Genomic DNA, 14,654 nt, shown 5'->3' with positions numbered 1-14,654 from the left:
GTGGTAAGAATGTAAAATTCTACTGTCTCCAACCTGAAATTGCAATCTTAAGGTTTGGCAAAAATATTCCCTTGGGCGCAAGTGTAAATAGTCGCCAATAAGAGAATATAGGCAATGGAATCTTTGTTACTACATGTGTAATTAAATAATGCACAAAAGTAAACAAAATGGAGCTAATTTAACTAAGTAAAAATACTGCTTGAGAATTGAGCAGATAATTTGTACAAAAATTTCTATTTCTCAGAGTTTTTATAATAAACCTTTGTTAAAGGCAAATCAAAAAAACTCTGCTGGGGTGTATGGCCGATAACGGCAAAGTGACAGATAAAATACTGGCTACTGGCTACCGAGCAATGGTGAACTGATATATGACAATACATTCTGCACAAGGAGGTGAGACACAAATGTCACCATCAAAATATTCTCGACTGATTAATTTTTTGCAAGAAGATTTGGCAATTTCCACAGCATCGCTGGCGGTGGCGCTTCGGCATCGGGAGCAAGACCCAGGACCTTTGGCAATGATTCTTTGGCAGTATGGTTTGATTACTCTAGAGCAGTTAGACCAAATTTATGATTGGCTGGAAACGGCATAGGTCATAATAATTTTGGATTTTGGATTTTGGATTTTGGATTTTAAACCGAAAGTCTCTCCCAAAAGGCTGTTATCAGAATCTGAAATACTACTATTTATACCAATTCGGTATCATGCTAAGTTGCCAGAATTAGTCTTGTTTGGTGTCAAATAAGCTATTCGACTGTCTTCAGAGCAAATGAATACTATTTAGAGCAACTTGGTATAATTTATGAAAATTGCGGCAGATCACATCCACTCTACCTTGTGCAAAGGTTCTATAGGTTTATTAACTTTGGCGGTTTTTACTCATTTATATACAAATTAAAAGAGCGAGTTGATAATTTAACTCGCTCTTTTAATTTAATCCTCAGTACTCAAGACTGACTAAATACTTTAACTGCTGCCGCTATACCAGATCCAGGGGTGAAGTCTTCGTAGCCAAGTTCTCTTAGGGTAACTTCTAAAGATGCTATACAGCTAAGAATATCGCGATCGCTCACAAAGCCCAAGTGACCAATGCGGAAAATTTTGTTACTTAAATGGTCTTGACCACCGGCTAAAGCAATATCAAAGCGTTTTTTCATCAATGACCGAATCTTATCCGGTTCAATTCCCTGTGGTGCTACAGCCGTAATTGCCGGACTAGCGGAACTATCTGCTGCAAGTAAGGGTAAATTTAATCCCTTAATGGCGGCGCGGGTAGCATTTTTCAGCCGTTCATGTCGAGCAAATATTGATTCCAAGCCTTCCTCTTTCATGATTCGCAACGTAGTGTGTAACGCTACGATCAAGTTCACAGGCGGAGTAAATGGAGTTGTATTTTTGGCTGTGGCTTTGCGGTATTTGCCTAAATCCAAATAATATTTCGGTAGCTTCGCAGTTTTGTAAGCTTCCCAAGCCTTGGGACTGACAGAGACAAAACCCAATCCCGGTGGAATCATATAAGCTTTTTGGGAACCGGAGGCGACGATATCCAAACCCCAAGCATCCACGGGTAGATTGAATGCACCCAAGCTCGTGACGGCATCAACGATAATTAAAGCTTCACCGTGTTCTTTAACATGGCGGTTGATGGTTTCTAGATCATTTAACACACCCGTCGAGGTTTCGCTGTGGGTAATGATTACGGCTTTGATTTGCTTTTGGGTATCTGCTTGGAGTTTTTCGGCAAATACTGCGGGGTCTAAGGGTTTTCCCCATTCCACCTTAACTTCTTCTACATTCAAACCGTAGGCTTGACCAACCTCTACCCAGCGTTCGCCAAATTTACCATTAGAGCCAACTAAAATGCGATCGCCTGGAGAGAGAAAATTAATTATTCCAGCTTCTACAGCACCCGTACCACTCACATTCAGCGTTAGCACATCGCTTTGAGTTTGGTGCAGCCACTTGAGGTTTTCCGTCACCTCTGCCAATATATTGCTAAACTCACTGGTGCGGTGTCCAATCGGATGCTTGGCTAATGCCAGTAAGGCAGCTTCTGGCACCGGAGTTGGACCTGGAATCATCAGCATCAGCTTGTCGTTCATGTGTATATCCTAAAAATTAAATAAAAGTCAAAATTGTGGGAGTTGGTTAAGCTCTGATAGCAAATTCTAGATATTCATCTACAAATTCCACTCAGTTCGTCACCAGCCTTGTTGTATATTTTCCAAATCCATAGGAAAAGTATCGTGGGAATTAATGATCAGTCAGCTTGACCTTTGCAATTTATACGAGACTCTAACTTAAATAAAACCCCTATTCCAGGCAATCTTACCACACACCTAGACAACAGGTTAAGGCGTTTGCTCGTAAGGCAGTGGCTATTTTAGCCCGAAGTGGTACGGCATGGCAACGTTATGAGCGACGAAGGAGCGTCACCCGAAGGGCGGTTCATTTAATATTCTCTGCATCTTCATAAAGAATTGGTATTAACCTAAGTTGGCTCTGTTGTTTTTATATAAACACGCTAAATCGTTTTGAATATTACGGGAATTGTCGGTGAGAAAGCTGTGTTTTGCTTCAACGAAGGAAGTAAACCCCTACACTATGCCGAAGGTTTGGATGTCGCAGTTTGCTAAGAGATAAAAGATACCCAACCCAAACTTTTCAATCTGCTTGAGTCGAGCATTTTTTTCTTGAATTGCCATCCTGTAAAGAATACCTCCAGAAATGGAGTATCTGATCATGTATTTCAGTCAAAATCGCTTCGATCCCAATATCTAAGGCTTATGTGGCTTACTCGATTACGATTTTCTACTGATAGTTTACGGTTGATTTAGTGCCAAATTTGAGAGATATATGCTGCTAATTGCTGCACATTTTTAACTATATTCAGAGGTAGGTGATGCCTACAGCAGGCTACACCTACGCCGAGCAACTATAATTTTTTATACTATACTTACAAAATTGCGACAATCGTGCTTAGTCTTGTTAGTTACTATTCATGATGAGTCGTTTTTAACTAGTGTTCAGTTCATAAACTGTCACTCACCAGATTCTCGGTATTATTGCAAAAGAGATATTCTTAGTTAGTGCAAGGAGTGATACCATTTCACCACATGTTTGTTACAAGTTATCCCCGCAATGTTCCCTGATCAGGGGGAGTTGCAGATTTCAAATGTTGCATCAAACGAGTGAGTTGGTATAAGCTTTTACGGGAAGCGCTTGAGTGAGCAAAACTCTCAAGCGCTTTTTCGTGTAAAAATAGATCGCCACGATTTTAAGCAAAGCTATACTTAGCTGACTACAAAATTCACTAACTTTCCAGGCACTACAATTACCTTTTTAATCTCTTTGCCTTCAATGTAACGCTGGGCAATTTCTGATTCACGGGCATATTTTTCCAACGCTGCTTTATCTGCTTGTGCTGGTACTTGAATCGCGCCACGAGTTTTCCCCATAATTTGAATCACTAAAGTGATTTCATCAGCTACCAAAGCAGCAGGGTCAAATGATGGCCAAGTTTGAGTGTGAACTGAATTACTTTCACCCAATAAATGCCACAATTCATCAGCAATGTGTGGTGCAAATGGTGCTAGCAATACCACCAAAGTCCGAATACCTTCTGCATAAATTGGTGAATTTTTACTATCAGTATCAGTTAGGGCGTTACTTAACTTCATCAATTCTGAAATAGCTGTGTTGAATTGATAATCGTCTTCAACGTCTTCTGTCACTGCTTGAATAGCCGTGTGAATCGCCCGTCGTAATTCCTTTTCTGCCTTAGTTAAATCAGCGAGTTGGGCTTGCTTACGGGATACCCCAGCAGCAATATAATCCGTCACCAAAAGCCAAACCCGATTTAAAAAGCGGAATTGTCCTTGCACATCGGCTTCATCCCATTCCAGGTCTTTTTCTGGCGGTGCTTTGAATAAGATGAACATCCGCGCTGTATCTACACCGTATTTAGCAATTACATCTTCGGGTGCTACACCGTTGCCCTTTGATTTAGACATAGTGGCATAGAGACGTTGCAGTGGTTCGCCTGTCTGGGGGTCACGGGGGTCAGCATAATTTACCAGATTAGAAGGAATCCATTTATCTTTACCACCCTTGTTGGGATTTAGGTAAGTTAAACCCTGTACCATACCTTGAGTTAACAAGCGTTGGAAGGGTTCATCAAAGTTTAGTAACCCTCTGTCCCGTAGTACCTTAGTAAAGAAACGCGAATACAACAAATGTAAAATCGCGTGTTCAATCCCACCTACATACTGATCAACTGGCATCCAGTCATTGATTTTACTGGAATCAAAAACCTGTTGTTCATTTTTAGCATCAGGGAAGCGTAAGAAATACCAGGAGGAATCAATAAAAGTATCCATCGTGTCAGTTTCTCGCTTTGCTGGAGTGCCACAAGTTGGACAAGGCACATTTACCCAGCTTGACAACTGAGTTAAAGGTGAACCGCCACGTCCAGTAAATTCCACCTCTTCTGGTAACTGGACTGGTAAATCTTTATCAGGCACTGGCACTATCCCACAGTTAGGACAGTGAATTACAGGTATCGGTGCGCCCCAGTAACGCTGCCGCGAAATTAACCAATCCCGCAAGCGATACTGCACCCGCACTTTACCAAAACCTTGTTGTTGGGCGTATTCAATTATCGCTTGTTTAGCATCTGTGGAAGCCATACCAGTAAAAGCCCCAGAATTAATTAAAATTCCTGGTTCAGTGTATGCCTGGTTATATTCAATTTGGATGAGTTGTGTAACTTTATCAATCTCTGATGTTGGAGTTAAGTCAAAACCTGCAACATCATCTGGGGAAACGATAACAAAATCAACTGGCAAATTATAATTTTTAGCAAACTTAAAATCTCGAACATCATGGGCTGGTACACCCATCACTGCCCCAGTACCATACTCATACAGTACATAGTCAGCAATCCAAATTGGCACTTCTTTGCCTGTAAACGGGTTAATTGCCACCCCACCTGTGAAGATACCCCGCTTCGGTTTATCTTCACAGGTACGTTCTAACTCACTTTGATTGGAAACCTCTTTAATAAAGGCTTCTACTGCCGCTTGTTGTTCTTTTGTAGTGACACGCTTGGTTAAGGGATGTTCTGGTGCTAACACTAAGTAGCTGACACCATAAACGGTATCTGGACGTGTAGTATATACGCCGATTTTTTCATCTATCCCGATGATGGGAAATTCTAAGTAAGCGCCTGTGGATTTGCCAATCCAGTTTGCCTGCATTAATTTGACGCGTTCTGGCCAACCTGTCAACTTATCTAAGTCATTAAGTAATTCTTCAGCGTAATCAGTAATTTTGAAAAACCACTGCCGCAATAATTTACGCTCAACTATTGCCCCACTGCGCCAGGAACGTCCTTCGTTATCAACTTGCTCGTTTGCCAGCACAGTTTGATCAATGGGGTCCCAGTTTACTGCTGCCTCTTTTTGGTAAGCTAACCCTGCTTGCAAAAACTGCAAGAAAATCCATTGTGTCCACTTGTAATAATCTGGTGAACAGGTAGCAAGTTCACATTCCCAATCAATGGATAAACCAAGACGCTGCAATTGTTGCCGCATCTGGGCAATATTTTGATAAGTCCACTTTGCCGGCGGTACACCACGGTCAATGGCGGCATTTTCTGCTGGTAAGCCAAAGGCATCCCAACCCATTGGGTGTATGACTCGATACCCTTGCATTCTCTTAAGGCGGGCAATGACATCGGTAATCGTATAATTACGAACGTGACCCATGTGTAGGCTGCCCGATGGATAAGGAAACATGGAAAGAGCATAGAATTTTGGCTTGTTGTTAGCTGTAGGTGTTTTATCTAAACCAAGTTCTACCCATGTTTTTTGCCATTTTTCCTCAATCGCTGTTGGGTTGTATCGAGAATCAACAGAATCACGTATTTCCAATGGTTTCATGCCTGTTACACTTTACTTCTACAAATTTTCTAGTATTTGAGCCTTACTAGTACATTTGAGCCACTATCTTGAGGGAATTATCTGTCTAGTAATTTTCTAATTTAATTTAACTTGAGTTCGATGGCGATCGCAGAACCAAAAAGCTTGTCATGAAAGGAACAAGAACAATTGGGTAAAACGATGACAAAGAATTATTGACAATGGGTTAAAATAGCACAAAAAAAAGCCGAAACTAAAAATATCTAATAAAAATAAGGGTCTGAGCCATGTCTACCATTGTATCCCGCCTCAACATCACACTAACAAGATTGTAACCATCCTGAGCAAATTACTAAGTCCAAGGATGCAGTTTCCCGTCGCTTTCAATAAACTTCCGTTACAGGTTGTATTACATTTCACACGGGGGTATTAAATTCTCTTTGGTAAGAAGTTAGAAGTAATTGCACTAATAAGGCTATTATTTTAATTTTTAAACTGGTATTTTTCGAGTAACTCTTTGACTTGAGCAGCTACCAAAGGATGTGGATCTTTTTGTAATTGGGGGAGAATTTGCAGGAGAACACGATGTGAAACCATATTTAAATATGCGATCGCAGCTTCTCTAACAAAGCCGGTTGGATGACGCAAACTCACTAAAATCTCAGAACTTGTTAGTGGCGTGCGAGTCACTTGAGCAAAATGAAAACAGCAAGCTAGACACCAGTCAGAAAGGAAGTTACCCAACATCAGCAATCTGTGGAGGCGATCGCTAACTATCATATTTTCATATTTTACCATCTTAGCTTCTACCAGATGTTGCAATTTTTCTGCCTGCGGTCGGTTATCTAAAATATTCAGCAGTAAAGACTTTGAAGACAAAGTTATGGTATGTTCTAAGATTTCTAACCCTCGTGCTAAGTTTACCACTGAGAGCGATCGCAGATTAAATGTTGCTGCCTGCATCTTTTCTGGCGAGTAAAGCAGTTTCAGTAGCAGTAGCAGCCGCTCTTTGACATCCAATTCCAATTCTAAAAGGGCACGTTGCAATAATTCAGAGACAATCACGATCCTCTCGCTAGATTGATGATTTTCTTTTTCGTCTAATGTTTTCAAGTCTATATATGCGGAGTATATCTCGCCTAAAAACTTTAATTCCTGCTCAATTAAATTTTCTACCCGACTTTCATAAAATCGATCCACTAAACCTTTAATTCCTGGTTGTTTTTGTATTTTTATTAAGCTGCGAAGAATATGATCCCTAGTTGTACCCCAAGATGTCTCCAACTTTTCCCATAAAGTTTGCAATGCTTCCTGAGTACCAATTTGAGCAATGGTACGCCAAGCGTACATTCGCACTACTTCTGGTTTGTAAATATTGGTAGCTACCCGCAACAGCATCTCTATGACTTCATTCTCTAGTCGCACTAAAGCTGACATTGCTGTAATGCGAGTTGATTTGTAATAAAGTGCTGCTATCAGTGCACAATAGTACTCTTCTAAATGGGTTGCTGCAATCATTTCCAATACGGCACAGCGCACCCGTAACGACTCATCTTGTAACAAATTCGGGATGTGAATCCGCAACGCCTGCAAATAAACTGCTTCTCTAAGCGCTCTAACTCCATTTACTCGTTCCCGTTCTTTCTTATGAGTCAACATCCGGCGCATGGTTTGGGTAGCTGCTACCTTTTGCATGGGCGTTCCCTGGCGTAAGACTAAAGCGGCGGCGGTGGCGCGGATGAGTGAGTTATGCCGGGGGTTCAGGTATTCTTCTAGGATACTTAAATTGGGATTTGGTTCAGCCAGCCAAATGTAGCGCAGCGCTAGGGCGAAAACTTCGGAGTTAGTTTCTTGGGATTGTTCTAGTAAAGGACGGATGGCGGATAGATAAGCGGGATTTGCACCTGCTATCAGCATGACTTCCAAACTTTGGCACTGCAAATCTGGGGTTAACTTGACTAACAGAGGTGCTAAAACTTCCGCACATCCTTGGGGATCAATTTGGGCTAAAAGTTCAATACAAGAGCGTTTATCTGCCTCGCTGCCTTTTTCTCCTAAAGCTTTGACTACACCTTGCTTAAAGAATCGTAAGCCTACATTGGTTGCACTTAACTGGCCCCGTGCCACACTCAAGACTAACAGATCAACATAGCGCGATCGCAATTCCCAAACTACTTTTAAACAGGTGCCAGTTATCAGCATTGTTTCTGCTACTAACACCCACTTTTCTAATGGTACGGGTATAAACCGCCCACAAAACAATAGAGTTGCAAAAATTAGCCCTCCTGTCAAACCTGTAGCGATCGCTTCGGCAGTTCCGCCAGATAAAGTCTGCATCCGGCTGCGAATTGCCTCTGGAATCGGTTGGTACAGAATGGGGCCGCTACTCATGACAAAGGTGTAGCGTAAGAGTTCATCAAAGAATTTGACAATTACCAAACCCCAAAAAAAGCTTTGCGATTGGATGGCAGGAATTAAATAAAATAATACCAGCACTCCTGGAAGTGAAAAGCCTATAGTGATTGGTAAAAGCGTCGCTGTGAAAAAGACCCCCATCCGTTCGATAAGTCGGCTGGAAATAAACCACTGCAACAACAACTCACACAATCCCAACGTCCCACCAAAAAGACCTAAGAAACTGGCGAGTTCTCGGTCACCCAAATTAGATTGGAGTTCGCGTAGATATTGAAAATCTATTAACAACCCAATGACTTGCAACAGACCAACAAAAGCAAACAGCTGCCAAACATAGCGCTTCAGGGGACTTTTAATAAAACGTTGTCGTGAAGCTTGTTCTTCAGTAACTAGTCTTTGTGGGGTTTCAGGAAAAGCCGCTCGATATTGATAAGTTAAATAGAATAAAATCCCTGATCCTAATAAAATTACTATACAGGCGATGAAGATAATCTTATTGAGCGTGGTGTATTGCACTAGCCAAGGCAAACTAAAGCCACTGAGTACATCTGCGACTAAAAGCCCACTACTCACTAATGGGTAAGTCCGTTTAATTTCCCGAATATTAAATATTTGGTTGGCGACGATGGAAGTGTTGAGGTCATTGACCACATAAAGTGCATCTACCCACAGCCGCAGCATAAATGCCGAAATAACTGCCAGGTATGAAACATGCGCCCCCCAACGTAATACAACTAATAATAGTAATGGCATCAACATGCAAGGTGCGATCACTACAATCACCCGGCGCAAAGGAAAAATCTTTTGCAACCAAGAGTATAAAAAAACCAGTGCTGCACTCATGACGGCACTAGCAATATACATCCACGGCAGCAGATGAGTTCCATATTCATCTAAAAACAGCGCTACAGTACTGTCCTCTGCCCACCGCAATCCTACACATACAGTTGTGTAAAAAAAGAACATAAGTTGAGTTCGTTCGCTCTCCTCTGGTCGGAGATTCACCCACTGTAATAGTCTTAGTCGTGGTAAAGTAACTTTATTTGGAGCCAACCAGTAATTTTTCAGTTCCATGCAGTTTTATTTTCTGGCAGTATCACCGCGTAATGGGGGGCAGGGGAGTAAGGAAGAAGCAGAGGAGCAGAAAGCAGGGAGCATGGGAGAAGAATTTTCCCCTCTGCCCCCTGCCTCCCGCCTCTGTGCCTTTTTATCTTCTCCCTCATCTCTTGGAAATAGCAAAAGTCCTGAGCAACTGAGTATTATGTTTCCCACTTAGGCTTCAGGATTATCAATTTTAGATAAATTTATACAACCTCACAGCTTTGGAGGCATGTTGCATTAAAACAAAACATCAAAAAATCCCCTGACTAAAAGTCAGGGGATTTTCAAACTCGGTTTATTAATACAGTAAGAGGATTATTTTTTAGGCGAGATGAGCATCATCATGTTTCGCCCTTCTTTTTTAGGCGCTTGTTGCAGCTCTCCATAAGGCTCCAAATCGGTTGCCATTCGCTTGAGCAAATCTTCTGCTAGGTCGCTGTGTTGAATTTCTCGACCCCGGAACATCACAGTAGCTTTGACTTTATCGCCATCTTTCAAAAAGCGCTCTGCTTGCTTAACGCGCACGTTGTAGTCGTGTTCTTCTATTTTGTAGCGCATCTTAACTTCTTTGACATCAGCCGTGTGCTGCTTTTTCCGGGCTTCCCGCGCCTTTTTCTCCTGTTCAAACTTGTATTTCCCGTAGTCCATAATCCGACAAACTGGCGGGTCAGCTTTGTCACTGATTAGCACCAAATCTAACTCTTTCTCTTCTGCTAGTTGTAGTGCTTCTTGTGGGAGCATAATCCCTAATTGGGCACCGTCAGTATCAATTACCCGAATTTTCGGGTAGCGAATTCGTTCGTTAATTTGGGGCAGATCGCGAGTTCTTTTCTTCTCAATCACAGGCATTATGATTTGTGGGAGCTCTTAATGAAGGATTTGGTGTGGTCTTGAATTGATATGCCTCAGAGGCAAAATACGGAAATAACTCAGAACTGAAAACATAGTCTACAGTTCTAGAGTAACTAATCTATAAAAGAGTTGCGTCTTTGTATTTGCCATTCTACTAACTCTAAGAGAATTTCTCTGCAATAGTTAATCTAAATTACACAACCTAGACTCATATTAAATATTATTACAATTATTCAGCAATACTTTTTGCTATGGTGTAACCGCCCATCGTAGGTGATTGCATTGAGCAACATTACTGTAATATCTCCATAATACTAAGCTTACAGATGCAAGACATTTAGCAAAACTAATGTAACATATTACCTTACATACAGTGTCAGCCTAGTAGTATGTCTGATTAATTTAAGACTTACGCAAACTCTACGATTTTTGGCGTTCTTCTCTAAAGTAACGCTATGCTCCCCTGCTTCCTGCTCCCCTGCCTCTTTTGACCCCTGGTAACTAATGAGACAGACCACTAGTAGTGTGGGGCAGCAGGAGATTTCTGATGTTGTAACCTAAATGTAATCTCAGACATAACTTTGTGCCCACCCTCTTGCGCTAAAGTTGCATAAGAACGTGCATCTAAAGCCAGGAGGAAAGAGTTGTGAAAGCAGTCTTGATGACAGCAGCTGGCAGTCCCGAAGTTCTGCAAATACAAGAAGTGCCAAACCCTGCTGTTCCAAGGAATACTGAACTTTTAGTGCGTTTGGTGGCGGCTGGCATTAACCCCATTGACACTAAACTTCGTAGCCGAGGCAGTTTCTACCCCGATCGCACACCGACAATTTTAGGATGTGATGGTGCTGGTATAGTTGAAGCGGTGGGTGCTAGTGTTCAGCGTTTTCGCCCAGGCGATAAGGTATATTTTTGCTATGGTGGATTGGGCGCACACCAAGGTAATTATGCTGAATATACCGTTGTAGATGAGCGGTTTGTGGCACGTAAACCCGCGTCTATCTCGTTTGCCGAAGCAGCAGCAGCGCCTTTAGTGTTAATCACTGCCTGGGAAGCTTTATACGAACGGGGACGATTAGAACCTGGAGAAAGAGTTTTGATTCATGCGGGTGCTGGTGGTGTCGGGCATGTAGCAATTCAATTAGCGAAACTCAAAGGTGCTACTGTTTCCACCACAGTAGGTTCTGAAGAAAAAGCTGATTTTGTTAAACAACTAAGTGCCGATCATGTAATTTTTTACAAACAAACAGACTTTGTACAAGCAGCATTAGATTGGACTAACGGCGAAGGCGTAGACTTGGCTTTTGATACCGTAGGCGGCGAAACCTTTCACAAAACCTTCCCCGCAGTGCGAGTATATGGTGATATTGTGACCATTCTTGAACCAGATGCCAATACTGTCTGGAAAACTGCTAGACAACGCAATCTCCGCATAGGTTTAGAATTAATGCTCACACCAGCGTTGCTAGGATTAGAAGAAAGCCTCCAGCACCAGGCAGAAATTCTCGAACAATGTGCCACCTGGATCGATGAAAGCAAATTAAAAATCCATGTTAACCACAAGTTTCCTTTAAAAGAAGCGGCGAAGGCGCACCAACTAATTGAAAGCGGTTCTGTGACAGGTAAAATTGTTCTACTGATTAGCGACGATTGATCGAACAATTTGTATAATTTATTTTTTAAACGCATAAATACACAGAACTTAAACGCAAAGGTACGCAGAGGGGTTTTTCTGTGCCCCTCTGCGCTTTCCTTATCTGCAAGACGCTTTGCGAATGCGTTCCTTTACATTTTTTTAATTCTTCTACTCTTCCCCCTACCTAGTTCAGCAGCACAGACGCAACCAGAACGCACACCTACACTCCGCGAAGGCAATTTAACAGTCGATTTGGAGAAGATGGTAATTGATTTGCGCCCAGAAAATGCTAGCTTTCGTGATGCTTTTTACCAACTCATGCGAAAAGGACTAGGTGCAAAACCTCTGAGTTTAGACCTCAGCTATACCCTGATTTTAGGAGATTTTATCGGCAGCGATTTGAGTTTAAGAACCCCCTTATACGCCCAAGCGATCACCCAGCATCGTCTGATAAAATCGTTTAGCAAAAGCAGTGAGTTACTCACCTTAGCAGACATCCTTTAAGGAAAATACACACAACTGAGTGAGCGCTTAATTGTTGGTGAACCACTTTCTATCATTGGGTGGTTACTGCAAGCTTGGAGTTGCTTGGGATTGAGTGTAGTGTTGTTGTTGAATGGCTATGGTACGAATTTTTAGTTAGTCTTTGGCGTTGGAGGAGTTGCGATCGCTTATTTCGGCTTACTATTTTGGCTAGTGGATCGCTATCGTCGGCTGCATTCTGTAACAATTATTGCCACATCCTACGAAACCATTTCGATATTAGTGAGTTTTAGCGTTTTAGAATTCTTAAGCTTACTAGCCATCTTTCGCAATGCCGAACAACCTTGGCTGACATTGGGGTGTCTTTTAATAATTATTGTCCCCGTCCCGGTAGGTTTATTGATCCGACTTTATCAACAAGGTCGTTATCACGATTTAATGGACGTTTCTTACTTCACAGAAGACGGCACATTTCGCCAGTTACGATTGTTGATTGGACGTTTGCCAGTGATACCAAGGAATCAGACATTTCGGGAACGATATATGCCTCTGTTGTGCGATCGCCGTTGGAACTGGCTTAACTATTATGATTTTAGTCTCAACAACCTAGTTAAATTAGGATTTAACGACATTCGCCTACCAGACGAACACCTACCTGGCATCATCTCTGCACTTGCTTGGTATCAATGGAGTTTGGGTTTAATTTATGTCACTCTCGTTTTATGGACACTTTCCCGCACAATTCCGGGATTGAATTTGCTAATTTATCTGAAGTAATTCCTGCACCTGAAACTTTTTTTGTTACACTTTCTAGCGCTGCTAATATGATACAACATATTGCGGGGTATCAGTAACCGTGCTATTTATTGTTATCAGTCTCGCGCTATAACGTCGGATAAAAGTGATCAAACCCCGAATAAACGCAGATAAATTAAATATCTAAAAAATTGGTAAATTTCTCAAAAAATTATTCATTGCAATATATTTAACAGCAATTTAATTTTATTATACAAACATCTCATACCAATTCGCGAAAATATTGATACATATAGATTTCTCGTATGGGCATGGCAATGCCCATTGTCAACTTAAGAAAAAATTTGCTTGGAGAGGACGTTTTGCCCTCATCCCGTAATCCCTTCTCCCAAGTTGGGATTCGGGGATCTAGAGAATTTGCTCGCCTCTGCAAAATTGCCTTCAGGGTTGGGAGTGAGGGTCAAACCTGGAAAGTTCGCCAGATATAGCTTATACGTTAAGTTGACACCTATGGCTAATGCCATACCCAAACCAGCATATTTTTCTGATTAATTAAAGTGAAATTGTATCAGTAAAATTTTTAAACTATTATCTAAAAATACCTACAATTTTGATAAATATATCAAAATATTTTTCATTGTCCTTCAAAATTTAATCATATACATTGTAAGTGTAAGTAGCATAGATTAAAAATTGATTATCTCAGCTTAACAAAGCTAATCTAATAGCTACTAATTAGTTTTGCTAACAAGAAATACAAAAAAACATAAAGTAGACTTAATTTCTGTCTGTTTTGTGTTGTGATGCTAGCAAAATTTTATCAAAACAATAACGAGGATTAATTCTAATGGCGGACAATTCAAGTAATAGTAATAGCAGTAACTCCTCTACTAGTGAGAACAACCCGCTTAGAGATTCACCCTTCGGTCGCTTGGCTGAAGTTATTCCTGAGAAAGACCTTCCCAAGATATTCAGTGGTGTTGGTAATGGAGAAGGTGGCGCTAGCCCATTTGGTAGCGGTGCCGGTGGCGGTGGCAGTCAGCCTGATTTGCCTTATAGTGGTAATCCTTTCGCTGGCGACAACTTCTGGAATATCTTTGCAGGGGGTGTAAACCCATCCAAAGTTGGTGGTAACCCAACCGCAGGTGGTGGTAGCCCATCCACAGGCGGCAACCCATTTGCAGGCGGTGGTAGCCCATCCGTGGGCGGTGGTAAGTCATCGACAGGCAGTGATAACCAAGGTAATGGCAGCGACCCTTTGACTGGTGCTGGTAGCCAAGCTGGTGGTATTAGCACAACTGAAATACCGGACGGGTTCGGTTTGAGGGTTTCTATTGACAAGCTAGTTAACTCAAGGCTTGACAAGGAACTCGGTGGCGGAAAAATCCCCTCAGTTGGTAGTGGTGAACAAATGCCATCATTTGGTAGTGGTGGACAAATGCCATCATTTGGTAGTGGTGGACAAATGCCATCATTTGGTAGTGGTGGA

The 14,654-nt window shown here is 41.7% G+C and carries 7 protein-coding genes and 2 pseudogenes; 4 read left to right on the top strand and 5 right to left on the bottom strand.

Features of this window, described 5'->3' with window-relative positions:
* The first annotated feature begins 368 nt into the window (after positions 1–368).
* Positions 369–596 (top strand): DUF2949 domain-containing protein, encoded by a 228-nt coding sequence (locus tag V7L20_RS11975; RefSeq protein ID WP_196527497.1) that lies wholly within the window; start codon positions 369–371, stop codon positions 594–596.
* A 355-nt stretch (positions 597–951) separates the two neighbouring features.
* On the opposite strand, the gene V7L20_RS11970 is transcribed toward V7L20_RS11975, so the two are convergent.
* From V7L20_RS11970 to infC, 4 genes are all read right to left on the bottom strand, one after another.
* Positions 952–2,106, bottom strand: coding sequence for a pyridoxal-phosphate-dependent aminotransferase family protein (locus V7L20_RS11970; RefSeq protein ID WP_334744291.1), 1,155 nt, complete (start codon positions 2,104–2,106; stop codon positions 952–954).
* Between the two features lie 1,191 nt (positions 2,107–3,297).
* Complete coding sequence (gene leuS / locus V7L20_RS11965; protein ID WP_334744290.1) at positions 3,298–5,946, bottom strand: leucine--tRNA ligase; 2,649 nt, start codon at positions 5,944–5,946, stop codon at positions 3,298–3,300.
* 462 nt (positions 5,947–6,408) lie between these two features.
* Positions 6,409–9,414: an MFS transporter gene (locus V7L20_RS11960; protein WP_334744289.1), complete on the bottom strand. Its 3,006-nt coding sequence runs from the start codon at positions 9,412–9,414 to the stop codon at positions 6,409–6,411.
* A gap of 342 nt (positions 9,415–9,756) precedes the next feature.
* The gene (gene infC / locus V7L20_RS11955) at positions 9,757–10,290 is read right to left on the bottom strand and encodes a translation initiation factor IF-3 (protein WP_109010020.1); all 534 of its coding nucleotides are present in this window, start codon (positions 10,288–10,290) and stop codon (positions 9,757–9,759) included.
* A 649-nt stretch (positions 10,291–10,939) separates the two neighbouring features.
* Between infC and V7L20_RS11950 the strand changes: the two genes are divergently transcribed.
* Together V7L20_RS11950 and V7L20_RS11945 are read left to right on the top strand one after the other, a co-directional pair.
* Positions 10,940–11,944, top strand: coding sequence for a zinc-dependent alcohol dehydrogenase family protein (locus V7L20_RS11950; RefSeq protein WP_334744288.1), 1,005 nt, complete (start codon positions 10,940–10,942; stop codon positions 11,942–11,944).
* 405 nt (positions 11,945–12,349) lie between these two features.
* Positions 12,350–13,186 (top strand): annotated as a pseudogene (locus V7L20_RS11945) (pentapeptide repeat-containing protein); the annotation flags it as partial.
* A gap of 347 nt (positions 13,187–13,533) precedes the next feature.
* On the opposite strand, the gene V7L20_RS11940 reads toward V7L20_RS11945, so the two are convergent.
* A complete protein-coding gene (locus V7L20_RS11940; RefSeq protein ID WP_334744287.1) occupies positions 13,534–13,689 on the bottom strand; it encodes a hypothetical protein in 156 nt (51 codons plus the stop codon).
* 323 nt (positions 13,690–14,012) lie between these two features.
* Here V7L20_RS11940 and V7L20_RS11935 point away from each other — a divergent pair.
* Positions 14,013–14,654 (top strand): annotated as a pseudogene (locus V7L20_RS11935) (hypothetical protein); the annotation flags it as partial.

This window comes from Nostoc sp. (assembly GCF_036916735.1).
In the GTDB taxonomy this organism is placed as follows: domain Bacteria; phylum Cyanobacteriota; class Cyanobacteriia; order Cyanobacteriales; family Nostocaceae; genus Nostoc.
The sequence above is the reverse complement of the archived record's forward strand: the minus strand, read 5'-3'. Positions and strand labels throughout refer to the sequence as shown.